Origin of the sequence: Thermopolyspora sp. NPDC052614 (assembly GCF_040678635.1) — a bacterium.
In the GTDB taxonomy this organism is placed as follows: Bacteria; Actinomycetota; Actinomycetes; order Streptosporangiales; family Streptosporangiaceae; genus Thermopolyspora.
Genome location: NZ_JBFATZ010000003.1, coordinates 492889 through 515472 on the forward strand (window position 1 = coordinate 492889; position 22584 = coordinate 515472).

General features: G+C 71.0%; 23 protein-coding genes. 10 read left to right on the top strand and 13 right to left on the bottom strand.

Features of this window, described 5'->3' with window-relative positions:
* The first annotated feature begins 121 nt into the window (after positions 1-121).
* Both nth and AB0K60_RS08850 read left to right on the top strand, forming a co-directional pair.
* On the top strand, positions 122-799 hold the full coding sequence (gene nth, locus AB0K60_RS08845; RefSeq protein ID WP_364050618.1) for an endonuclease III: 678 nt from the start codon (positions 122-124) through the stop codon (positions 797-799).
* 229 nt (positions 800-1028) lie between these two features.
* The gene (locus tag AB0K60_RS08850) at positions 1029-1658 is read left to right on the top strand and encodes a hypothetical protein (protein ID WP_364050183.1); all 630 of its coding nucleotides are present in this window, start codon (positions 1029-1031) and stop codon (positions 1656-1658) included.
* On the opposite strand, the gene AB0K60_RS08855 is transcribed toward AB0K60_RS08850, so the two are convergent.
* The 4 genes from AB0K60_RS08855 to AB0K60_RS08870 form a co-directional block, all read right to left on the bottom strand.
* Positions 1572-3017: an adenylosuccinate synthetase gene (locus AB0K60_RS08855; protein WP_364050185.1), complete on the bottom strand. Its 1446-nt coding sequence runs from the start codon at positions 3015-3017 to the stop codon at positions 1572-1574. The two genes, AB0K60_RS08850 and AB0K60_RS08855, sit on opposite strands and share 87 nt — an antisense overlap.
* Before the next feature lie 199 nt (positions 3018-3216).
* Positions 3217-4284 carry a hypothetical protein gene (locus AB0K60_RS08860; protein ID WP_364050187.1) on the bottom strand — a complete coding sequence of 356 codons (1068 nt, stop codon included), beginning with the start codon at positions 4282-4284 and terminating at the stop codon, positions 3217-3219.
* The gene (locus AB0K60_RS08865) at positions 4277-5284 is read right to left on the bottom strand and encodes a molecular chaperone DnaJ (RefSeq protein WP_364050189.1); all 1008 of its coding nucleotides are present in this window, start codon (positions 5282-5284) and stop codon (positions 4277-4279) included. The genes AB0K60_RS08860 and AB0K60_RS08865 overlap by 8 nt, the downstream gene beginning before the upstream one ends.
* Positions 5281-6084, bottom strand: coding sequence for an NUDIX hydrolase (locus AB0K60_RS08870; RefSeq protein ID WP_364050191.1), 804 nt, complete (start codon positions 6082-6084; stop codon positions 5281-5283). Before AB0K60_RS08870 ends, AB0K60_RS08865 begins: the two co-directional genes overlap by 4 nt.
* Before the next feature lie 136 nt (positions 6085-6220).
* On the opposite strand from AB0K60_RS08870, the gene AB0K60_RS08875 reads away from it, so the two are divergent.
* The gene (locus AB0K60_RS08875; RefSeq protein WP_364050193.1) at positions 6221-7072 is read left to right on the top strand and encodes a MaoC/PaaZ C-terminal domain-containing protein; all 852 of its coding nucleotides are present in this window, start codon (positions 6221-6223) and stop codon (positions 7070-7072) included.
* A gap of 93 nt (positions 7073-7165) precedes the next feature.
* Here AB0K60_RS08875 and AB0K60_RS08880 read toward each other — a convergent pair whose 3' ends face one another.
* A complete protein-coding gene (locus AB0K60_RS08880) occupies positions 7166-8320 on the bottom strand; it encodes an acyl-CoA dehydrogenase family protein (protein WP_364050195.1) in 1155 nt (384 codons plus the stop codon).
* Between the two features lie 143 nt (positions 8321-8463).
* On the opposite strand from AB0K60_RS08880, the gene AB0K60_RS08885 reads away from it, so the two are divergent.
* The gene (locus AB0K60_RS08885; RefSeq protein ID WP_364050197.1) at positions 8464-9084 is read left to right on the top strand and encodes a helix-turn-helix domain-containing protein; all 621 of its coding nucleotides are present in this window, start codon (positions 8464-8466) and stop codon (positions 9082-9084) included.
* 135 nt (positions 9085-9219) lie between these two features.
* Here AB0K60_RS08885 and AB0K60_RS08890 read toward each other — a convergent pair whose 3' ends face one another.
* Positions 9220-9420 (bottom strand): DUF397 domain-containing protein, encoded by a 201-nt coding sequence (locus AB0K60_RS08890; protein WP_364050199.1) that lies wholly within the window; start codon positions 9418-9420, stop codon positions 9220-9222.
* Positions 9421-10230, bottom strand: a complete 810-nt coding sequence (locus tag AB0K60_RS08895) for a helix-turn-helix transcriptional regulator (protein ID WP_364050201.1) — start codon at positions 10228-10230, stop codon at positions 9421-9423.
* A 339-nt stretch (positions 10231-10569) separates the two neighbouring features.
* On the opposite strand from AB0K60_RS08895, the gene AB0K60_RS08900 reads away from it, so the two are divergent.
* The 3 genes from AB0K60_RS08900 (at position 10570) to AB0K60_RS08910 (ending at position 13160) form a co-directional block, all read left to right on the top strand.
* Positions 10570-10989, top strand: coding sequence for an ATP-binding protein (locus AB0K60_RS08900; RefSeq protein ID WP_364050203.1), 420 nt, complete (start codon positions 10570-10572; stop codon positions 10987-10989).
* Positions 10990-11349: 360 nt separating this feature from the next.
* Entirely contained in the window at positions 11350-12504 is a 1155-nt protein-coding gene (locus AB0K60_RS08905; protein WP_364050205.1) for a histidine kinase, read from the top strand.
* The gene (locus AB0K60_RS08910; RefSeq protein ID WP_364050207.1) at positions 12501-13160 is read left to right on the top strand and encodes a response regulator transcription factor; all 660 of its coding nucleotides are present in this window, start codon (positions 12501-12503) and stop codon (positions 13158-13160) included. Before AB0K60_RS08905 ends, AB0K60_RS08910 begins: the two co-directional genes overlap by 4 nt.
* A 34-nt stretch (positions 13161-13194) precedes the next feature.
* Here AB0K60_RS08910 and AB0K60_RS08915 read toward each other — a convergent pair whose 3' ends face one another.
* From AB0K60_RS08915 to AB0K60_RS08925, 3 genes are all read right to left on the bottom strand, one after another.
* Positions 13195-13326, bottom strand: a complete 132-nt coding sequence (locus tag AB0K60_RS08915) for a hypothetical protein (RefSeq protein WP_364050209.1) — start codon at positions 13324-13326, stop codon at positions 13195-13197.
* Positions 13327-13360: 34 nt separating this feature from the next.
* On the bottom strand, positions 13361-14704 hold the full coding sequence (locus AB0K60_RS08920) for a ferredoxin reductase family protein (RefSeq protein ID WP_364050211.1): 1344 nt from the start codon (positions 14702-14704) through the stop codon (positions 13361-13363).
* A gap of 510 nt (positions 14705-15214) precedes the next feature.
* Positions 15215-16330 (bottom strand): lytic polysaccharide monooxygenase, encoded by a 1116-nt coding sequence (locus AB0K60_RS08925; protein ID WP_364050213.1) that lies wholly within the window; start codon positions 16328-16330, stop codon positions 15215-15217.
* Between the two features lie 174 nt (positions 16331-16504).
* Here AB0K60_RS08925 and AB0K60_RS08930 point away from each other — a divergent pair, with 174 nt between their 5' ends.
* A complete protein-coding gene (locus AB0K60_RS08930; protein WP_364050215.1) occupies positions 16505-17413 on the top strand; it encodes a TIGR03619 family F420-dependent LLM class oxidoreductase in 909 nt (302 codons plus the stop codon).
* Positions 17414-17431: 18 nt separating this feature from the next.
* Here AB0K60_RS08930 and AB0K60_RS08935 read toward each other — a convergent pair whose 3' ends face one another.
* The 3 genes from AB0K60_RS08935 to AB0K60_RS08945 form a co-directional block, all read right to left on the bottom strand.
* Positions 17432-17800, bottom strand: coding sequence for a helix-turn-helix domain-containing protein (locus tag AB0K60_RS08935; RefSeq protein ID WP_364050217.1), 369 nt, complete (start codon positions 17798-17800; stop codon positions 17432-17434).
* A gap of 183 nt (positions 17801-17983) precedes the next feature.
* The gene (locus AB0K60_RS08940; RefSeq protein ID WP_364050219.1) at positions 17984-19531 is read right to left on the bottom strand and encodes a HAMP domain-containing sensor histidine kinase; all 1548 of its coding nucleotides are present in this window, start codon (positions 19529-19531) and stop codon (positions 17984-17986) included.
* A 12-nt stretch (positions 19532-19543) separates the two neighbouring features.
* Positions 19544-20242, bottom strand: a complete 699-nt coding sequence (locus tag AB0K60_RS08945; protein ID WP_364050221.1) for a response regulator transcription factor — start codon at positions 20240-20242, stop codon at positions 19544-19546.
* Between the two features lie 50 nt (positions 20243-20292).
* On the opposite strand from AB0K60_RS08945, the gene AB0K60_RS08950 reads away from it, so the two are divergent.
* Together AB0K60_RS08950 and AB0K60_RS08955 are read left to right on the top strand one after the other, a co-directional pair.
* Positions 20293-20937 (top strand): hypothetical protein, encoded by a 645-nt coding sequence (locus tag AB0K60_RS08950; RefSeq protein WP_364050223.1) that lies wholly within the window; start codon positions 20293-20295, stop codon positions 20935-20937.
* Between the two features lie 97 nt (positions 20938-21034).
* Positions 21035-22498 carry an ATP-binding protein gene (locus tag AB0K60_RS08955; protein WP_364050229.1) on the top strand — a complete coding sequence of 488 codons (1464 nt, stop codon included), beginning with the start codon at positions 21035-21037 and terminating at the stop codon, positions 22496-22498.
* Positions 22499-22584 lie beyond the last annotated feature (86 nt).

The following is a 22584-nucleotide window of genomic DNA, read 5'->3' on the forward strand; positions in this document are numbered from 1 at the left end:
ATCCGGCATACTTCGTAATCTTGGTTGACCGCGTCGGCCACGGTCGCACGCGACCGATGCCCCGTCCGGCGGTGCGGCCCGGTTCGGGGTGGGCCGTTCACGACGAGGAGCGCACTTGACGATGCCCGATCCGGAGCTGATCAGGGAGGTGCTGCGCCGAATGCGGGCCCGCCAGGGGCCCTTCGTCCCCGGCGAGCCACTGCCGATCGTCGACCAGGTCGTCGCCACCGTACTGTCCCAGGCCACCTCGGACGTCAACTCCGGACGGGCGTTCACCCGACTGAAAGAGCGTTTCCCAAACTGGGAGCAGGTCGCCGACGCGCCGCCCGACGAGGTCGCGGACGCCATCCGCCCCGGCGGCATCGCCGAGGTGAAGTCACGGCGCATCCAGCGCATCCTGCACGCCATCGAGGAACGCGAGGGCCGCATCAACCTCGACCGGCTACACGACCTCGACGACGAGACCGTCACCTCCTACCTCACCTCGCTCCCCGGCATCGGCCCCAAAACGGCCGCCTGCGTACTCGTCTTCTCGATGGGCCGCCCCGCCTTCCCCGTCGACACCCACGTCCATCGCATCGTCACCCGACTGGGCTGGGTCCCGCCGGGCACGACGGCCGAGAAGGCACACGACCTCCTCACCCCGCGCATTCCACCCGATATCAGATACGACCTGCACGTGGCCTTCATCACGCACGGCCGTACGATCTGCCGGGCCCGCGTCCCGCAGTGCGGCATCTGCGAACTCCGCGACCTTTGCGAGTACGGCTCGGCCCACGACGATCGGCCGCGAGAGTAGGCCGATGACGGCGAGGAGATGGAACGAGGGATGGAACCAGGTGGCCGTCGGCGTCCTGATCCTCGTCTCGGCGGTGGCGTCGACGCCCTGTCCGCCTTCTCCCAAACGGCTTCCGACGCGGTAGCCGCCGAGCCGCTCGGAGTCGCCGCCCCTGAGTCCATCCCCAGCCACAAGATCGGACGAGTTATGCCCGCTCGTGCCCGCTCTCGGATCGAAGGACAGTGGTGGTATGACGCGAATCGTGCTGGTGTTCGCCGGAATCGCCGTTCTCCTCGGGGTGCTGGTGGTGGGCGGGCGATCGCTGCTGGGCGGAGCCGGGTCGGTCGGGGCGCGCGACGCCGGGGTGCTCGATGAGGCGGTGATCGACCAGGCGCGGCAGCGGGGCGCGGCGCCCGAGCTCATCTATGACGTGACGGTGAAGGGGTACACGCTGGCCAGGCAGTCCGTCGGAATAGTCGGCGAGGACGGGTTCGGGGCCTCCTACGTCGCGGGCAACGGGTGGCAGGTGTGGCTCGCGGTGGATCGCGGCGTCATGACGGACGCGAAGTGTCCCGACGTGCCGGTGACGGACGCCCAGCCGTGGGACGCGCCGGTGCGGTGTGAGCGGGACGAGGTCGGCTGGTATCGGGTGGGCGGGGGACGCCACGAGTACGTCGCCGTACGCGGGGATCATCACATCACGTTGGCGGGCGTGCTCGAAGAGGTGGACCGGGCCACGTTGAAGGCGGCGGTCGCCGGGGCGCGGCCCGCCCGCGTGCCCGACCGTCCGCCGTCACCCCTGCCCAGTCCCGTGGAGCGGGGGGATCTGCCGCCCGGTTGGGACGGAGCCCCGATTCAGAACACCGGGCCCGGCGGCTGACCGTGAGGGAGCCCGGTCGGCGGTGCGGGACGGTTGGGCGGGGGTGTGCGAGCGGGGGGAGGTCGGGGTTTTGTCGGCGGCGGTGGGGCCGTGGGAGCGGAGGGTGATCGGGAGACCGGTGGCCGAGCCGAGCTCTTCGACGGGGTCGGTCATGGGGCGGTAGACGGGCTCGGCGGTGAGCAGGCGGCGGGTCAGGGTCTCCTGGCGGGCGAGGTCGCCGGGCGGGTGGGTCGGCAGGTGGTGGACGAGGTCGGGGCCGACGCGGTAGGCGTCGCAGATCAGCAGGTCGCGTCGGTCGCGGGCGACGTCGAGGTGGGTGACGGCCAGTTCGTCGGCTCCGCCTGCGACGCTCAGGGCGTAGCGGAGGGCGACGAGGTCCAGGTGGCCGACGCGGAACGCGCCCTGCCAGGGGCCGAAGCCGTTGTGGCGGTCGGGGAGCCCGGCGGTGAGCACGGGGTCCTCGGTGACGAAGGGGCCGGGGCCGTGCCGGGTCATGTACGCGCGGACGACGGCGAGGCGGCGGGCGGACCCGGCGGCGTTCGCCTCGGCGAGGAGGGTCTCGGCGTTGGCGTAGGTGGTCGTGGACCACGTGGTGTAGGGGTGGAAGCCGTGCCACTCGTCGAGGAGTACGCCCTGGGCGCCCTCGAAGACCACCGGCCCGGCCCGCAGCAGGGTCGCCAGGTGATCGTCGCCGACGACGCGGACCCGCTTGGCGAAGGCGGCGAATGCGGCCACGCAGTCGTCCACGTCCGGCACCTGAACGTCCGGCACTTGAACGTCCAGGGCCTGAACGTCCGGTGCCTGTTCGGCCGCCTTCGGGAACGCGTCGTGGTAGTGGTCGCGCAGGGCGGCCAGGCGGCGGCGCAGCCGTGCGGGTGCGCGGCAGTCGGCGACGCGGGGCGCGGCGTCGGGGTGGGCGAGGGAGTAGGCCATCGTCTCGCCGATGCCCATGCCGCAGGAGCCGTGCCGGGCCGCGCCCCGGGCGAGTTCACGGGCGCGGCCCAGGGCCCGGTGGTAGGGGGTGGTGAGCAGGGCGTCGGCGTCGACGGTGAGCCGGTCGAGGGCGTCGGGCACGCCGACCTCGGCGAGGTGGCGTGCCTCGGCGGCCAGCGCGAGGGGATCGACCAGCATGAAACGGGACAGGTGCGTACGCACGCCGGGGGTGAAGGTGCCGGAGCCGAACTGGGCGAAGGTGTGGTGCCGTCCGTCGGGGGTGACCACGTTGTGCGCGGCCTGGGCGCCCCCGTTGAAGCGGACCACCGCGTGGACGGGCTCCGGCCCCCGCGCGCAGAGCCAATCCACGACGGTGCCCTTCCCCGCGTCTCCGAAGCCGAGATCGACGACGATGCGGTGGCTCATCGGGGGCCCGTCGTGGATCCGCCGGCCGGCGGTCGGCGGCTCGCCGCGGGCCGCAGGTGGCCCGGGGCGATCCGTCGGTGGTTCATGGTGATTCCTTGGTGCTCGTTGTGGGGGTTCGTTGTGGGGGTTCGTTGTGGGGGTTCGTTGTGGGGGTTCGTTGTGGGGGTTCGTTGTTGTTCATGGGGGTTCCGGCGCGGGGTCACCGCAGCCGGGTGTGTCCTTCGCGGCGGGCGCGGTCGAGCGCGGGGCGCGTGGGCCTGCCGGCGGTGGGACCACTCATCGGACGACCGTTCGCGGTCCGGCCGTCCGATGAGTGGCCGTTCGGGGCGGGGCCGCTCCCCTCCTTGGCGGCCCCGCGTGCGGTGTCGCGGCGGGTGTCGAGGCCGGCCAGGGCCCGCGCGACCGAGGAGCCGGCGTCGGAGCCGACCTCCTCCAGGTGCTCCAGCCCTTCGCTCAGGTTGATGGCCTCCTCCGACAGGCCGATCGTGAGCGCGATCGTCTCGCAGACCGCGTCCAGATCGTCCAGGAACAGCACGTGCTGGCCGAGCAGGCGCCGCCAGTAGTCCCGCAGCCGGGAGTCGCCGGAGTGGTATCCGCCCTCGGGGATGATGAAGTACACCTCGTACATGCGGCGCAGTTCGGCCACGATGTCCTCGGTGCGGATGTTCTCGCCGATCCGGTCGCCGATGACCTTGGAGACCAGCTTTCGGTCCACCTTCGGGTAGGCGAACTCGTCGCCGATCATGAACAGGTAGCCGCGCCGTCCCCGCTTCTCGAAGCAGTCGATGGAGGTGTGGCGGGCCATGAAGTACATGGCCAGCTCGTACGACTCGGTCATCTGACCGCCGCCCCCGCCTTCCAGCAGGATCTTGCCGAGGTCGTCGTCCATCCGGTTGTCGGACTCGAACTGCCCGATCTGCAGCGGCGCCCGGTCGCAGGTGGCGTCGCCGACCGCGCCGAACATGATCTGCGGGTGCTCGACGTACCCCTTGCGGATGAGCAGGCCGAGCAGGTTCGGCAGCTTCGTCTGCAGCACCCGGGGCACGGTGCCCATCGAGCCGGTGACGTCGAACAGGACCGCGATCGCGAGGGAGTCGGGGTGCTCGTCGCTGTCCCGGCTCTCCCGGAAGGCGACGCCGTGCGGGTCGAGGTCCGGGTGGGTGCTGACGGCGCCGCTCTCGCTGTACGCGAACGCGCTGGCGCCGGTGGCCGCGCGGTAGCTGCGCGCGGCGTCGTAGACGTCGGTGGACCAAACTCCGCTACCCATGAGGGTTCTCCTTCAATGCTGCGTCCTGGGGGAAATCCTGGGGGAAGTCCTGGGGGAGGTCCTGGGGAAAGCGGAAGGGACGGAAGCGGCGTGGGCCGTACAGGGTCTCCAAGATCTCGTCGAGCTCGGCGAGCAGTCCCCAGGCGTCGTACGGCCGGCTCCGCTGGTCGGCGAGCGTGCAGCCCCGGATGAACCGCCCCAGCGGCCTTGGCACCTCGTCGGGCAGGAGATGGGCCATGCACAGGGTGGCCATGTGGATGTCGGTCGCCGGGCTCGCGGGCCGCCGTCCGGGCACCTCCTCGGGGTACCAGGCGGCGTAGCGGTCGATCATCGCGGGGACCAGGCGGCTGGGATCGACGCCGGCGTAGCAGCCGGGCACCGAGTAACACCAGTCGACCAGCACCAAACCGTGCTGCTCGGGGTGGATGAGCACGTGCTCGGGGAGCACGGCGCCGTGCACGACCATGGCGCGGTGGGCGAACCCGAGCGCCACCAGCAGCCGCCGCCACATCCAGGCGACGTCGCGCGGGTCGAGCCCGTCCGGGTAGGCGGCGCGCACCTCGGCGAGGCTGTGGAAGCCCTCCAGCCGGGCGATCGCGTTGATCTGGCGGTGGGCGCCGGTCGCGGTGTCGTAGTGCCGGAAGCTCTCCACGAGCGTCGGCGCGTACGGCCGGAAGCGTTCGTCGCCGTCCGCGACGAGTTGGCGCAGCGCCACGGCCTCGCGGTCGATCAGGTCGCTGTCGGCGGGGTCGCGGGGGACCTTGAGCAGCACCGGGTCGGTTCCGGCGCGCTCGGCCGCGTACAGGGTGGCCAGGTCGCCCCGGGCGATCTCGGCGCCGAGCCGGTAGACGTGCCCGTCGGCGGCGCCTGTGTCGTCGTCGGCGGGGTCGTAGGCAGGGTCGTAGGTGGGGTCGGCGGCGGGGTAGTGGCCGAACAGCTCCTGTGGCGTGCGCGCCCGGGCGAGCCGGGTGAGCGCCCGGAGCAGGTCGTCGGGGTTCATCTGATCTCCTCCTCCCGGCTGGGCCGCAGCAGCGCCGGGTGCAGCAGCCGGGCGTCGCCGGCGCGGTAGAGGCGGGCGCGCGGGCCGCCGCGCCGCCCGCCGCGCTCGGTCATCTCGCCGGTGCTCTCCACGAAGCCGGGCACCGACAGGACCTTGCGGTGGAAGTTGCCCGCGTGCAGTTCCTCGCCCCACACCGCCTCGTACACGGCGCGCAGCTCGGGGATGGTGAACTCGGCGTCGCAGAAGGCGGAGGCGAGCGGCGTGTACTCGAGCTTGGACCGCGCCCGCTCCAGCCCGTCGGCGAGGATGCGCGCGTGGTCGAACGCCAGGCGGCGGGTCGTGCCGGGGCGCTGGCCGCCCGACTCGGTCAGGCCCAGCGACTCCACCGGCACCCACGCCGCGTCGGCCGCGTCGCTGCCCGCCTCCGGGTCGGGCAGTTCGGGGGCGAACGCCAGGTACGCGACCGAGATCACCCGCATGCGCGGGTCGCGGCCGGGCTTGCCGTAGGTGGCGAGCTGTTCCAGGTGCATGCGGGACGTCATCGTCTTGGCGCTGAGGCCCGTCTCCTCGGCCAGCTCGCGCGCCGCCGCGTCGGGCAGGTCCTCGGCGTCGCGCACGCCTCGGACGAAACCTCCGGGCAGGGCCCACTGTCCCTCGTACGGCGGGTGGCCCCGGCGTACGAGCAGGACATGCAGGACGCCGTCGCGGATCGTCAGCGCCACCACGTCCACCGTGACCGAGACGGGGTCGTAGTCGCGCGGATCGTAGGCGTCCAGGTACCGCTCCTCGGGCTCACCCATCGGGAATCCTTCTCACTCTGAGACAATCTCAAGTCGAGAATAACACGAGGCCCGCGTCGGCGGAAGAGGATTGTTGACAGCCGGATGACCACCCCTAGAATCGAATTCTAGTATTCAATTCAACCAAGGAGAGCGCATGGCGCTGAACCACGACCTGATCGGCGTCGAGTCCGAGCCGGTCGAGAAGAGCTGGACCAGCAAGGACACCCTGCTCTACGCGGTCGGCGTCGGGGCCGGTCTGGACGACCCCACCGCCGAGCTGGCCTTCACGACCGAGAACTCCGCGGGCGTGGAGCAGCGGGTGCTGCCCACGTTCGCGGTGCTGGCCTCGCAGGGCGGCCGACGCTCCACCGAGCTCGGCGACTTCGACACGGCGATGCTCGTGCACGCCGAGCAGGGCTTCGAGCTGCACCGCCCCCTCGCCCCGGCCGGCACGGTGCGGATCACCTCGACGGTGACCGGCATGTACGACAAGGGCTCGGCGGCCCTCGTCGTCATCGAGTCCCGCGCGGTGGACCCGGAGTCGGGCGACCCCGTGATCACCTCGCGCAGCTCGGTGTTCATCCGCGGCGAGGGCGGCTTCGGCGGATCCCGCGGCCCGGCCTCGGACTGGAAGGCGCCCGAGCGGTCGCCGGACCACCAGGTCACCTACCGCACCCGCCCGGAGCAGGCGCTGCTCTACCGCCTCTCCGGCGACCGCAACCCGCTCCACTCCGACCCGGTGTTCGCCGCCCGCGCCGGATTCCCCCGCCCGATCCTGCACGGCCTGTGCACGTACGGCTTCACCGGCCGCGCCCTGCTGCACACCCTCGCCGACTCCGACCCGGCCCGCTTCGCCGCGATGTCCGCCCGGTTCAGCGCGCCCGTGTTCCCCGGCGAGTCGCTGACCGTGTCGATGTGGGTGGACGGCGACACGGCCCTGTTCCGCACCGCGAAGGACGACGGGACGATCGTGATCGACAGAGGAACCGCCCGCTTCAGGCCGTGACTCCTCGCGCGACTCCCCGCGCGACTCCCCTCGTGACTCCCCGGGCCCGCCCGGTCTACCCGCGCCGGGCGGGCGTACGGCGGTCGCGGGTGGTCACTCTCCGATGCCGCCGAGCCGTACGTGGCCCTTGAGCAGGTTGCGGGCGATCGTGCGCCGCTGGATCTCGTCGGTGCCCTCGAAGATCCGCATCACCCGCAGCTCCCGGTACCAACGCTCGATGGGCAGCTCCTTGGTGTACCCCATGCCGCCGTGAATCTGCAGCACCCGGTCCACCACCTTGTTCGCCATCACGGCCCCGTCGAGCTTGGCGATCGAGATGGCGTGCCGGGCGTCCATGCCCTGCTGCACCCGCCAGGCCGCGTACAGGGTGAGCCACTTGGCGGCCTCGATCTCCACCTGGGAGTCGGCGATCATCCACTGGATGGCCTGGTACTCGGCGATCGGCTGGCCCATCGACTTGCGGATCTTGGCGTAGTCGATCGCCATCTGCAGCAGGCGCTCGGCCGCCCCGACCGCCATCGCCGGGATCCGGTACCGGCCCTGCCCGATCCACCGCATGGCCAGCTCGAACCCGCCGCCGAGCTCGCCGAGCACGTTCTCCTCCGGCACGCGTACGTCCTGGAACACCAGCGACGCGGGACCCCACTCGCCCATGGTCGGGATGGGCTCGGAGGTCCAGCCCATCTCCCGGTCGACGAGGAAGCAGGTGACGCCGTACCCCTCGGCCTGGGCGAAGACCATGGCGAAGTCGGCCTCGTGGCCGTTGGTGATGAACGTCTTCTCGCCGTTGATCACCCACTCGCCGCCGTCGCGGACGGCCCGGGTGCGGATGTTGCGGGCGTCGGAGCCGGCGCCCGGCTCGGTGATGGCGAAGCAGGAGCGGCGCTCGCCCTCGATGACCGGGATCAGGTAGCGCGCCTTCTGCTCCTCGGCGCCGGCGAACAGGATGTTGTCGGCGCTGCCGCCGAAGGTGAACGGCACAAAGGTACGGCGCAGCTCCATCGTGATGATCGCGGACATGATCGGGCCGAGGTCGGCGCCGCCGTACTCCTCGGGGGTGTCGATGCCCCACAGGCCCGACCTTCTCGCCTTCTCCCGCAGGTCGCGCAGCACGCCGGGCTCCAGCGGCGGACGGCCCTCGCGCTCGTTGCGCAGCACCTCCGGCTCCAGCGGCATGACCTCCTTCTCGACGAAGGACCGGACGGTGTCGCGGATCTGCCGCTCCTCGGGGCTGAGGGAGAAGTCCATGGGGGAAACTCGTTTCTAGAATCATCATCTAGGAATGGGTTCCAGAATGAGGCGCAGGCCAGAGCCCTGTCAACCGATAGCAGAACGCGATTCCAAAAATTAGAGTGTGCGTCCGGGGACGCCACCGACCGCAGGGAGCCGCGATGGTCCGCAAGTCCGCCGCCAGGAGCGGCGCCTGGGAGTGGAACCGCACCGCCCAGACCCGCCGCGGCATGCTCGACGCCGCCCGCGCGGTCTTCGCCGAACGCGGTTTCGCCGAGGCGGGCATCGCCGACGTGGTCGAGCGGGCGGGCTGCAGCGTGGGCAGCCTCTACCACCACTTCGGCGGCAAGACGGAGCTGTACCTGGCGCTTTGGGAGGACCATCACCGCGCCTCCGAGGAGGCCGCCGCGTCCGGCGTGGCCGAGGCCCGCCAGGCGGGCGTGACCGACCCCGTCGAGCTGTTCATCGCCGGGGCCCGCGCCTACCTGCGGGGATCGTGGCAGCGCCGCGACCTCACCCGGCTGTTCATGGACGGCGACGCCCCGCCCGGCTTCGAGCTCGTCCGCCGTACCCGCGGACGCGAGTGGGTCCGCCAGAACGCCGTCCTGCTCGGCGCGGAGGACACCCCGCTCGACCGCCTCACCACCGCCGTCCTCACCGTCGCGATCGCCGAGGCCTCCCGCGAGGTGGCCGTCTGCGAGACCGAGGCCGAGGCGGACGAGCTGATCGACGCCTCCGTCGCCCTGATCCGCCGCCTCACCTCCGCCTCCCCCGACGCCTGAGCCCCCCTGCCCGTCAGGGGGTGTCGTAGACTCCGTCGTTGGCTCGGTCCACTCCCTCCTGACCACGCCCGGGTCGTCTCCGCGCCGGTCACCCACATCACGTGGACGTGGAGAGGTGTTGTGCGTACCTATCGACTACTGCAGGCGCCGAGTTCTCCTGACGCCATCAAGGAACGCGTTCCATTCAGCGGACGTGAAGACGAGGGCGGGGCCTGTGGGGTTCTTGCTGTCGCGGACGGCGACGATACCGGGCAGGTTCGTGGCCACCTCCACACAGTCGCCTCCGCTCCCGCCGCTGTACGAGGACTTGCGCCACAGCGCGTTGGTGGGGCTCAACTACACCATCCTCCTGATCAGATCTATCGACGTGGACTGCGGCAAAGCCAGCGCTCTAATGGCGTCCAGGCGCCCCGTCAGCGCTTCCACCTCCTCCGGGTCCGAGATGATCTCACCACGAGCGTGAGATTCGAGGTATGCGATGTCGGGACGTCCGACAAAGGACGTAATGACCATGGGTCCTTCCAGACCGGCATGGACGCCGGCCGACAACGGAACGACCTGGATCGTGACGTGCGGACATTCCGAGATCCGGACGAGCTTGTCCAATTGCTGACGCATGATCTCTGCGCCGCCGATCTGGCGACCGAGGACGGCTTCGTCCAGTAGCGCCAGGAAGGCGGGAGGGCTGGCCCGCTCCAAAATCTCTTGCCGTCCCATGCGCTTGTCCACGGCATCGTTGACCTGATCCTCGGTCCAGCGGGGACATGCGGCACGAACCAGAGTATAGGCGTACTCCCTCGTCTGTAAGAGGCCAGGAACTATCAGCGGCTGAAAGCTACGCAACGCACTTGCTTCTCGCTCCAACTCCAAGAAGGGACGAAACCAGGACGGATAGCACTCCTTGCCGATCAATGCATGAAGGCGAACGAACGTGTCGGTACCGAATACCTCCGCGCATTTGCGGGCGAACTCGATCGAGGGCGGCCTCTTCGCCGTTTCAACTAGTCCGACGAGCGAAGTTGAGTACAACATACGTTTGCCCAACTCCTCCTGACTCCATCCCTTGCCCACGCGGTACCTCCGCAACTCAGACCCAAAATAGGAGAGGATGCTTTCCTCTGGATTGAGAGGTTTTGGGGCGGGCATCAGAGGTTCCTTCAGGTCGTCCTACAAGCACCTGGAACAGTCCTACAGGAACCGTAACCGCCACTGCGGGGCCATTGTCGTAACAAAACAATTACAAAGAGCAGCACAAGTCGGTCAGTCTGGCTCGTGAGATGCGGTGCGCCGAGATGACACCGCGCGAAGAATTGCGAATCACGAGAGGCAATGACCGATGCGCACCTTGACGCAATGGAAAACCGTACCTTATCGCCATAGAATCACCCCGCTTATTCTGATCACGACCGGATCGAGGCAGATCAGGCCAATAGCGATTTCACGTCCGCCACGGCCGGGAGCACTTCACCTCTTGGTGGTGATTCGGTGATCGTTCCCGGTTTGATCGCCCAGGCGGAGTTTCCGGGCGTCCCGAAGTCGGCGGCCAAGGCCCGTGCGTTCGTGAGGCGCGCGTTCATCTCGCGTTACGGAACGTCCGTGGAAGACGCCGTACTGCTGGTGAGCGAGTTGGTCGGCAACGCGGTCAGGCACTCGGACTCGGGCCGACTCCCCGACGGCACCGTAAGGGTGACCCTGTCCGCACCCAGGGCCGACCTGGTACGCGTCGAAGTGTGCGATGACGGGTCGGCAGCGGACGACCTGCGACCGCGCCTGAATGCGGACCAAGACAGCGAGGGCGGGCGCGGGCTCCGCCTGGTAGATCTTCTCGCCGACAAATGGGGCTCACACGTACAAGACCATGGTCGTGTGGTCTGGTTCGAGATGAGCGTTTCGGCCACAGGGTGAGAATTCCCCCTGCTCGGCCAGGACCCCGGCCGGGATGCTCCTGCAGACTGGGTCACGCTGGGCGCGATGATGGCGAAGGCCGGCCTGGTCATGAAGGAGCCGACGTACGAGCCCGTCCACCGCACCGAGGCCGGCACCGGGGCCGGCCTCGCTTCGCCCGCTGGAGCAGGTCGGGGTGAGCGGCCGGGGCCGATGACGGCGATCACCTCGCCCTCGCGGACGGGGTCTCCTCCGGCACCGCGATCCGCGGAAACCCGGCCGCCGCCCGGCGAGGCGCGTTCGCGTCGCCCGCCCACGGCCGATTCGGCCTGGTTTGTCGTCGGGCGGCGTGCGGACGGGCGTGAACGCTACCCTCTCACGGTGATCGATTTCCGGCTGCTCTCGGATGTGTGGTGGCGGTCTCCGGTCACGGTCCGCGATCTTCCTTTCGGGCTGGCGCTGGCCGTCGTGTCCCTCATGCCGACGCTGCAGGGCGACGGGACGCAGTTCGGCGGACTGCCGACCCGTCCCTATGACGCGCCGGCCGTCCTGGCGGTCGCCCTCCAGTGTCTTCCGCTCGCCGTACGGCGGAGATGGCCGGCCGTCTGCCTCGCCCTGGTGTCGATCGGCTTCGCCCTCGACCAGCTCCGCGGCTACCACACGCTGGGCGGCACCGGCCTGCTCGTCGCGCTGATGAGCGCGGGCGCCCATCTGGAGCGGCACCGGCGCGTCACGGCGGCCCTCGCGTCCGTGGCGTTCGCGGCGCTGGTGGTCACCTTCAGCCTGATCGGCCCCGGGGAGACCCCGACAGAGGTCGTGGTGTTCTACCTGGTGCTGGCGCTGGCGTGGCGCGTCGGCCACTGGCTGCGTACCGCCCGCGCCGCCGAGGCCGAGCGCCGCCGCCACGTCGCCGAGGCCACCCGCGCCGCCGAGCGCACCCGCATCGCCCGCGAACTCCACGACGTGGTGACCCACCACGTGACCGCGATGGTCGTGCAGGCCGAGGCGGCACGCTACCTGACCGCCGACCCCGACCGCCTCGATGAGGCCCTGGCCTCCGTCGGCGAGGCCGGGCGGCGGGCCATCACCGACCTGCGGCACCTGCTCGACCTGCTCAACCCCGACCACGAAGCCGACGTCAGGTCACCCGCCATCGGCGACCTGCGCACGCTCGTGGAGCACACCCGCCAGGCCGGGCAGCCGGTGGAGTTCACCGAGGAGGGCACACCGCCCGACTCGGCCGGCGGCGCCGAATCCGTGGCCTACCGGGTCGTACAAGAATCTCTGACGAACGCCCTGAAATACGCCTATGGCAGCCGTACGGTGGTCCACGTGCGGTACGACGAGGGAGAGATCACGGTGGAGGTCGGCACCGACGCCCCCAGCACCCGCACCCGCTCCCCCGGCGGCAGCGGACGCGGCCTGACCGGGCTCGGCGAGCGGGTCGCCGCCCTGGGCGGCGAGTTCAGTGCCGACCGGCGGGATGACGGCGGCTTCGCGGTGACCGCGCGCATCCCGGCGGGCGGCGCGTCGTGACCGCGCCGATCCGGGTCCTGGTCTGCGATGATCAGCCGCTGATCCGCACGGGATTCTCGACGATCATCGACGCGCAGCCCGACATGGAGGTGGTGGGCGAGTGCGGCGACGGCCGCGCCGCGGTCGATCTCGCCCGCCGGTTGCGGCCGGACATCGTGGTGATGGACGTCCGGATGCCGCTGCTCGACGGCATCGAGGCGACCCGCCTGCTCGCCGGCGCCGGGGTGAAGCATCCCGTCAAGGTGCTCGTGGTGACCACGTTCAACCTGGACGAGTACGTCTACAAGGCGCTGCGCGCGGGCGCGAGCGGGTTCCTGCTCAAGGACGCGCCGCCGCCGCAACTGCTGCACGGCATCCGCACCGTCGCCTCGGGCTGCGCCCTGCTGGCGCCCGAGGTGACCCGGCAGCTCGTCGGCCGGTACGCGGCGCGGATCCGTCCCACCGAGGACGCGCCCGACGACCCCGCGCTGACCCCGCGCGAACTGGAGGTGCTGCGCCTCATCGCCGACGGGCAATCCAACAGCGAGATCGCCGCGACGCTGGTGATCAGCCACGAGACCGTCAAGACGTACGTGTCGCGCATCCTCACCAAGCTCGACCTGCGTGACCGCGTGCAGGCGGTGGTCTACGCCTACCGCAGGGGCCTGGTGGCCTGAGACCGTCAGGCTTCCCGATCTCAGCTCTCCCGCGTCAGGCGTCGCCGAGCAGCAGCCGGGCCGGGCTGCCGACGACTGCCGCGGCGAGGTCGTCGGCGGGCCGACCGAGGTCGAGCAGGCCGCGCAGCACCCGGCGTCCCGAGGAGGCCCGGGGCCGCTCGCGCACCGCGCGCACGGCTCCGGGCCGCCGTACGCCCGGATCAGGCGAAGCCGAACTTCTCGGCGTGGATCTGGCCGCGCGGCACGTTCAGCGCGCGCAGGCTCTCCTCGACGGCCTCGGTCATCGCCGGCGGGCCGCAGACGTACACGTCGCGCTCGGCGATGTCGGGAACGAGGCTGTAGAGGTTCTGCGGCGCGAACGGCGTGTTCGGCGGCGAGCCCTCGCCGGTGCGGCCGGTGAGCAGGTGCAGCTGCGCGCCGCGGCCCCGCGCCAGCGACTGCAGCTCGTTGAGCAGGACGGCGTCGTTCACCGTGGGAACGCGGTACAGGACGACGATCGAGCCGTCGAGCTCTTCGAGCAGGGCGCGGATCGGGGTGATCCCGACGCCGCCCGCGATGAGCAGGGTGCCCGGCCTGCTGCGATGCAGGGTGGTGAAGGCCCCGTACGGGCCCTCGACGAAGACGCGGGTGCCGACCGGCAGCTCGCGCAGCCCGGCGCTGGTCGTGCCGACGGCCTTCGCGGTCAGGCGCAGGGAGCGCCCGTCGGGCGCGGCCGACAGGGAGAACGGGTTCGCCTGCCACCAGTGGTTGTGGCCGGGGAAGCGCCAGATGCAGAACTGGCCCGCCCGCGCCGGCAGCCGGTCGAGGTTCCGGCCGGTGACGTAGACCGAGGTCACCTTCGGCGACTCCGGCACGACGGCGGCGACGCGGAACCGATGGTAGGCGTTGCGACGCAGCGGCACGACGATCCGGCCCACCACCAGCGCGCCGATGACCAGGGCCCACAGGGTCCACCAGTACGCGGTCGACAGCGGGGTGACGGTGAACGTGGTGCCCTCAAGGAACTGGTGCGTGAGGGCGAGCATGAGGGCCACGTACAGCAGGATGTGCAGCGCGTGCCACACCTCGTACGACAGCCTGCGGCGGATGGCCCGGATCGACACGGTCGCCATCGCGATGATGACGGCGGCGGCGCACATCCCGAGCAGCGACGCGGGCACGCCCGCCAGCGCCAGGAACGTCCGCACCATCGACGTCCGGTCCAGGGTGGCGTACCCGAACACGATCTGGACGGCGTGCAGCACGATCGTCCACAGCAGCGCGAAGCCGACCCACCGGTGCCAGGAGGTGAGCCGGTCCATGCCGAGCCGCCGATCCAGCCACGGCAGGCGGGCCACCAGCAGCAGCTGCAGCATCATGAGCAGCGCGGCGTGCAGGCCGAAGAACTTGGCGACGGTCAGCTCGGGGTTCTTGCCCGTGCCCGACGTGAGGAACAACGCCTCCACGATCAAGAGGTTCACCACGAGAAACGTCCCGAGCGCCCACAGCGCGAGCGTGCTTGGGGGCACCGCCGCGCGGGTCAGACGCTGCCCGGCAGCAGTCATGCGAACCTCCTGAGCCATAACCGCTTCGGCATCACGCCGCGGTGATCATCTTGGTCGCCGGGGCGGCTTCCCGGCGCTGTCAGTGTGCACCGGCAGGCGGCCTATGACTGTGCATCATTACGCACTACATGCCTCAATCGCAGCAGTATGCCGCGCTTCTTGTACGCCATCCGAGCGGGCCACGCCTTTGTGGGGGTCGTACGGGCGGCCTTGCGGTGCCGCCGACGTCCGGATCGACGGCGGTCAGCCGGTCTTCGTGAGCGGTTGGATCCTCGGCTCCACACTGCACGCGGTCGACATGGTGCCGGACGGATGGAACGCCACCGACCACACGCCGTCCCATAAGGGCCGATACGCCGACGGCCCGGCCATCGACGTCACGGACGATGACCGGGCCGACCGGACGGGCACGGGCCGGACGGGCACAGGGTGGACGGGCACAGGGTGGACGAGCACGGGGTGGACGAGCACGGGGTGGCGGACCCTGCGGGCGCCGACGGCGGCCCGGCCTCAGCCGACCGTGAGCGCGGCCCTGGCCAAACCCCCGTCGGCGCACCGCACGTACACGGCGTAGACCCCGGACCTGGCCCTGTTCGAGACGCTCACCGTCGGATACCAGGTGGCGGAACGGGCGGTGGCCGCGACGGTACGGCGCGCGAACGCGTTGGAGGCGACCGACACCACCCGGCTGCCGGCGCAGACCGCCGTGACCGTGACCGCCTGGCCGCGCGTCACCCGGGCGGGTTGCACACCCGCGCCGACCGCGATGCGGCTCAGCGGGTCGGCGGGCGCGGGCTTGCCGGACGTGGGCGTGGGGCTCGGCAGCGGGTGCTCGTGGTCGTGCGTCGGCGCGGTCGTCGGCGGCGGCGTCACCGGCTTGGCCGTCGTCGGCGCGCTGGTCGGGACGGCGGTGGGTGCCGAGGTGGGATTCGCCGTCGGGTTCCCCTGGCCGTTGCCCGGCGCGGACGACCCGCTCCCGCCGCCGAAGACCACGTCGGAGCAGGTGTAGAACGCCTCGGGGCTGTCGCTGCGCTGCCAGATCGAGTAGATCAGGTGGCGGCCCCGCTTGCCCGAGGGCAACGTGGCCTCGATCGTGTACGCGCCGTTGGCCAGCGGCGGGTCGGTGACGGTCGCGAACGGCCTGCTCTCCAGGTCCGACCAGCGCAGCGGCCGGGTCGGGTCGTACCCGTCCTTGGTGATGTACAGCTCGAAGGAGCCCCGGTGCGGCGCGGTCGCCCGGTAGGTGAAGGTGAACCGCCCGCCGTCCGGCATCGGCGTCGCCGGCCAGTCGGCGCGGGCCTGGTCCAGCCCCCGGTACTTGTCCCGCCCCGCGCTGCACAGCTTCCCGTCGGGGATGATCTGACGATGCCGCCCGGCGGCGTCGGCGATGTTGACCTCGTTCCAGTCGTAGAACGGCTGCGTGCCGCCCATGGCGATGGCCTGCTTGCAGGCGGCCGAGTCCGGGCTCTCCGGGTTCTCGTTGTAGCAGACCAGCGCCCGGCTCGGCGGGTTGTTCATCGTGCCGTGCGCGTACGCCGGCCCCGCGAAAGCCGGCGGCAGCAAGGTGGACGCCGCGACGAGAGCGGCGAGAGAGGCCGTACGACGGGCATTACCGGTGATCGTCATGCCCCACAGCCTGCTCCGCCACCGAGCCTGAAATTTCAGCCTTTAGGTGTATTTAAGGTTCGCTTATGCGCCCCTTCAGACCTTGATCAAAAGATGAGTGACGACGCTCACCGACACGGACGGTCTACTAGTATTTTGCTAGTCAACTACTAGGAACATAGTAAGGTTCGACACATGAAACTCGGTATCTCACTGCCCACCTCCGGGCCTCTGGCCAGCGCCGACAACATCGCCCGCGTCGCACGCGAGGCGGACCGGCTCGGGTACGACTCGGTGTGGACCTACGAACGAATCCTGCGGCCGACCGCCCCCGTGTCGATGGACGGAGGCGAGCCGCAGCCGGTGCCGGAGATCTACCGGCTCGCCTATGACCCGCTGGAGACGCTGAGCTACGTGGCCGCGATCACGGAGCGGGTGCAGCTCGGCACCAGCATCGTCCAGGCCCTGCTGCACCCGGCGGCCGTGCTGGCCAAGCGGTTCGCCACCCTTGACCAGCTCAGCGGCGGCCGGCTGGTGGTCGGGCTCGGCCAGGGCTGGATGCCGCAGGAGTTCGCCGCCGCCAACGTGCCGATGAGCCGGAGAGGGCGCGGCATGGACGAGGTCGTCGCCGCCCTGCGGGCGTGCTGGGGTCCGGACCCCGTTTCCTACGAGGGCGAGTTCACCCACATCGCCGAGTCGGAGATCAACCCCAAGCCGGTGCAGCCCCACGTGCCGATCGTGTTCGGCTCCGTGACGCCGGGCGGCATCCGGCGCGCCGCCCGCGTCGCCGACGGGATCAACCCGATGGCGTTCTCCCGCGAAGCGCTGCTCCAGTTGGTCGAGGCCTACCGGTCCGCCGTCAAGGAGGCCGGCCGCGACCCCGACTCGATGATCGTGGTGCCCCGGGCCAACGTGCCGCTCACCGCCGAGCCGATGGGCGAGGGCCGGCCGTTCCTCGGCGGCTCGCCGCGCCAGATCGCCGACGACCTGGCGGGGCTGGAGGGCACCGGAGTCGACCACGTCCTGTTGGGCGCCCAGCCGGAGGGCGATATCGACCAGGCGATCGCCCTCTACGCCGAGCTCATCGAACTGGCCCGCCGATAGCCGGCACGCCGCCCGAGCTCAGGGGCGGCAATTCTCGATCCCGTTGCGGGCGGCCCAGGCGCGCAGTTCCAGGAAGGCCGGGCGCAGATCCTCGCCCAAGGGGGTGAGCCGGTAGAGGACCGCCGTGCTCTCGCCTTCGGCGAGCCGCCGCTCCACGAGGTTGGCCGCCATCAGCTCACGCAACCGGCCGACCAGGATGCTGTCGGTGATCCCGGGAATCTTCTTCGCGAGCTCACTGAACCGCGCCGGCTGCTGCATCAGCGCGACGATGATCATGCCGTTCCAGCGTTTGCCGAGCACCTTGAACACATGCAGGAACTGCACGTCGCACGAGGCATCCAGCCCGCCCTCGTCCGCCGTGACACGCTGCAAGACCGGTTCGGCCATGCCGACAAGCCTACCTTCGGCACCGATTCGCGCCCGAACGGCAGAGCGCGCTTCGACAGTCAACGGCCGCCTGCAACGCCGCGCCGCCATCGCGGCCCTGGGCGTACAGGCGGTCCGGCCACGTGCGGACCCGCCTGCACGCCTGCGGCAGGCCGGTCACCAACGGGCCTCCGGCGGGCCCGGCTATGAGCGGACCCGTCGGCGGGCCCGGCGCGGGCCGGAGGCGTCGGGAGGCGCGGTGCGGAGCCACAGTTGTACGGTGGCGCCGCCCAGCACGGGGGAGCGATCGATCTTCACCGAGCCTCCCGTGGACTCGGCGAGGCGGCGGGCGATGTCGAGGCCGAGGCCGGTGGATCCGGCGCCGCTGGCCCCGCGTCGGAGGGCGGCATCGGGGTCGGGGATGCCCGGCCCGGCGTCGGCGACCAGGATGCCCACGGTGTCCGTGCCCTCGTGCAGCGTCACCGTGAACGCCGTGCCCTCCGACGTGTGTCGGAAGACGTTCCCGAGCAGCGCGTCCACCACGGCCGTGAGCTCGGTCGCGGGCACCGGCACGCGGACCGGCGAGCCCACGCCGACGAGATCCCAGGGCCGCCCCTGATCCTCGGCGAGAGCCGACCAGAACTCCAGCCGCTCCCGCAGCACCTCCGCCGCGTCACACGACCCGAGCGCGTTCCCCAGACCGTCACCAGCCCATCTCACCGCTCCCTCGGAGACGCCCATCCCGTCAACGAGCCCGCCCCCGGCCCCACCGGAGGAACCTCTCCCGCCCGAGGACCCGCTCCTCCCCCCATGACGCACGGCACCGCTCCCCGCCCCGTACGCACCACCGTCTCGGGCGTCGGCCCGGTCACCTCCTCCCAAGGTCCGCCCCGCCGCCCCCTCCGCTCCGGTGGCGTAGGCCCGTCGCGCCGACGCCCGGGTCGCGGCGATGATCGCGTCCACCTCGTGTTCGAGCCGGTCCAGCGCCTGCCGGCTCGGCTCGGCGTCCGGCCCGAGCCTGCCGAGGCTGAGGCGCAGCGCGGTGAGCGGCGTACGCAGCCGATGCGACAGGTCGGCGGCGAGTTCGCGTTCGGCCGCGAGCAGCGCCACCACCTGGTCGGCCATCGCGTTGAACGCCCGCCCGGCCGCCACCAGCTCGGGCGGCCCGGCCGGCTCCACCCGCACGCTGAGGTCCCCCGCGCCGAGCGAGGCCGCCGCGCTTCCGAGCCGCCGCGTCGCCCGGACCAGCCGCGTCCCCAGCCGGTCCGTGACCAGCACCGACCCGACCACGAGCACGACGGCGAGCACGGCGAGCACGGCCCACGACCGGCCCACCCCCCGGGTCAGCGCCTCCGGCGGCACGTACACCTCGATGACCGCGCCGCGGCCCCCGCCCAGGACGACGGGCCGCAGCAGCAGCCGTCCCCCGCCGAACTCGACGGTGACCGCCCGGTTCCGCCGCGTCGCCTCGGCCAGCCAGGACGCGGACGCGCGCGGGGTCCCGAGCGTGCCCCCGTCCGGCAGATGGACGGCGACCCGCCGGCCGTCCCCGAAGCTGGCCAGCGCATGGTCGAGCCGACCCGGATCGGTGGTGATCGCCAGCACGGGCACGAGCGCGGCGGCCTGCCGCTCCCCCTCGGCGATCGCCCGGGACCGCGCCGCCTCCCGCACCACCATCGCGAGCGGCACGAGGAACGCGAGCGTGACCATGGCGGTGCACGCGACCGCGAGCAGGACGAGCGAACGTCTCATCGGGCGGGACCGTCAGTCCCGAGGCGCGGACAACATCACGCCGACCCCGCGCACCGTGTGCAGGTAGCGCGGGCTGGCCGCGCTCTCCCCGAGCTTGCGCCGCAGCCACGACAGGTGCACGTCGATCGTCTGGTCCTCCCCGTACGCCTGCCGCCACACCTCGGTGCGCAACTCGCGCCGCGACACCACCCGATCCGCCCGCTCCGCGAGGTACGCGAGCAGGTCGAACTCCCGCCGCGTGAGCGACAAGGGCGTCCCGTCCAGCGTCGCCTCCCGCCGGTTCAGGTCCAGCGCGAGCCCGCCCACCCGCAGCGTCGCGGCGGGCGCGGCCGGGCCTCCCGCACGGCCGCCCGCGCGCGTACGGCGCAGCACCGCGTCCAGCCGCGCGTTGAGATGGTCGCCGGAGAACGGCTTGACCAGGTAGTCGTCGGCCCCCGCCCGCAGCAGCCGCACGATCTCGGCCTCGTCGTCCCGCGCCGTGGCCACGATCACCGGCACGTCGGAGATGCCGCGTACCATCTTCAGCGCCTCGGCCCCGTCCAGGTCCGGCAGCCCGAGGTCGAGCACGACCGCGTCCGGCGGATGCTGCGCGATGTCCCTGAGCGCGTCGAGCGCCCGCCCCGCGCTCCGCACCGCGTGCCGCTCGGCGAGCTCCTGAATGATCGCCGCGCGTACGAAGTCGTCGTCCTCGACCACGAGCACCGTCGCCATGCGACCCAACCGTAGGACACCGAGCCCCGCGATTCCCCATAATTCACCGCATGCGTCGAGCGCTGGGCTATGTGACCATCTGGTGCGGCGCGACCGTCCTGGCGATCTCCCTGGCCTGGTTCGGCGTGCGCGACGTCCTGCGCGCCGAGGTCACGGACGAGCCGTACCCGGGCGTCGCGATCGCCGTCGCCCGCACCGGCCGCCCCCCGGACCCCGCACCCGCCACCACCCCGGCCACGCCCACGCCCGGATCCACGCCGACGCCCACATCCGACTCGTCCGCCACCCCCGCCAGAAAGGCCACCGGACGGCCCGCCGGACCGTCCGCCGCGCCCGTCACCACCCGGCCCCCCGCCACGTCTGCCGCCCGGCCCTCGCCGACCCGCAAGCCCACCGCGTCACGCGTACCGAGAAAACCCACAACAAGCCCGAAACCGTCACACACCACCACGACGTCCGCCCCCGAACAGTCGGGCCAGGTCAAGGTCGTGACCGTCAAGGGCGGTCAGGTCTCCTTCGCCACCGACAACAACGAATGCCGCCTGCTCTCGGCCACCCCCGCCGCCGGCTACGAGGCCAAGGTCAGCGGCAACGTCGGCTGGATCCGCGTCGACCTCATCCAGGGCGAACACGGCTCGTCGGTCTTCTGCACCTGGCACAACCAGGTCCCCATGACGGACACCTGGGAATTCTGACCGTTCCTGATCGTCCGCGCGCCGCGACCGGTGCGTCACAAGACCGTCGGCGAGAGTAGCGTAGTTATGATAAGTACACTTCTCTTAGGGAGGCAGGGTGCGCAAGCCGTCGGACATGTTCGACCGGGATCGGGAGTGGGCGGCGTTGGTGCGGTTCGCCACCGATGAGCAGCCCGGGGCCACGCTGGGGGTTGTTTCCGGTCGTCGCCGGCAGGGGAAGAGCTTTCTGCTTGAGGCGTTGTGTCAGGAGACGGGGGGGTTTTACTTCTCCGCTCAGGAGGCGACCGATGCCGAGTCGCTGTCCGTCGCCGGGGAGGCGCTGACCCGGCACCTTGGGCCGGTTGTCCCCTTCACGCCGTCGAACTGGGCCGCCGTGGTTGATGTGATGCTCCGGATGGGGCAGGACCGGCCGGTTCCGGTGGTGATCGACGAGTTTCCCTATCTGGCCAGGGCGAATCCGGCGATTCCCTCGATCATTCAGGGCGCGTACGCCTCGCGGCGCACGGAACGCACCGCTTCGCGGACCCGGCTGCTGCTGTGCGGCTCGGCGATGTCGTTCATGGGGGGACTGCTTTCGGGCAACGCGCCGCTGCGTGGCCGGGCGTCGCTGGATCTGCAGGTCAACACCCTCGATTACCGACTCGCGGCGCGATTCTGGCAGCTAGAGGATCCCCGGCTCGCACTGCTCGTGCACTCGGTCGTGGGTGGCACGCCCGCCTACCGCACCGAGATGATCCGGTACGACGCGCCCCGGGACATGAACGACTTCGACGACTGGGTGGTGCGGGCCATCCTGTCTCCGGGCAGCCCGATGTTCCTGGAGGCGAGGTACCTGCTCGCCGAGGAACCGGATCTCCGGGACAGCGCTCTCTACCATTCGGTGCTCAGCGCCATCGCCGAAGGCAACAGCGGGCGGGGCGGGATCGCCGGATACGTCGGGCGCAAGAGCAACGAGCTCGCCCATCCGCTGACCGTGCTGGAGGACGCCGGGCTCATTGAGCGGGAACGCGACGCCTTTCGTGGCAACCGCACCGACTTCCGGATCAAGGAGCCGCTGCTCACCTTCTACCACGCGATCATGCGCCCCTACTGGCCCCAGCTCTTGCGCGGCACGGCCACCGACCGGATCTGGCAGCGCTCCAAGCGGAGATTCACCGACAACGTGCTGGGCCCGCACTTCGAGCGGGTGTGCAGGGAATGGACACTGCACTTCGCCGAGGACCGTTTTGGCGACTGGCCCGTCCAGGTGACGGCCGGGACCGTCAACGACCCCGCCGGCCGTACCACTCATGAAGTCGACGTCGCGGCCGTCGGTCACTCCGACGGAGGCAGAGCGCCGCTGCTCGCCATCGGGGAGGTCAAGTGGGGGGAGGTCATGGGGATCGGGCACCTGGAGCGGCTCCGGCGGATCCGCGAACTGATCAGCGGGAACGACAAGTACGACAGCTCGCGGACACGGCTGGTGTGCTACTCCGGCTCCGGCTTCACCGACGATCTGACGCGGGCGGCGGCGCGGGGCGAGGTCGAGTTGGTCGGGTTGGACGATCTGTACCGGTCCTGATCATGGTGTTGCCGATCAGCCAGGAGGGTGGGCCGGGCTTCGGACCCGTCTTCGAAGGTGCACGTGGAGACGTTGAGGGCGAGCAG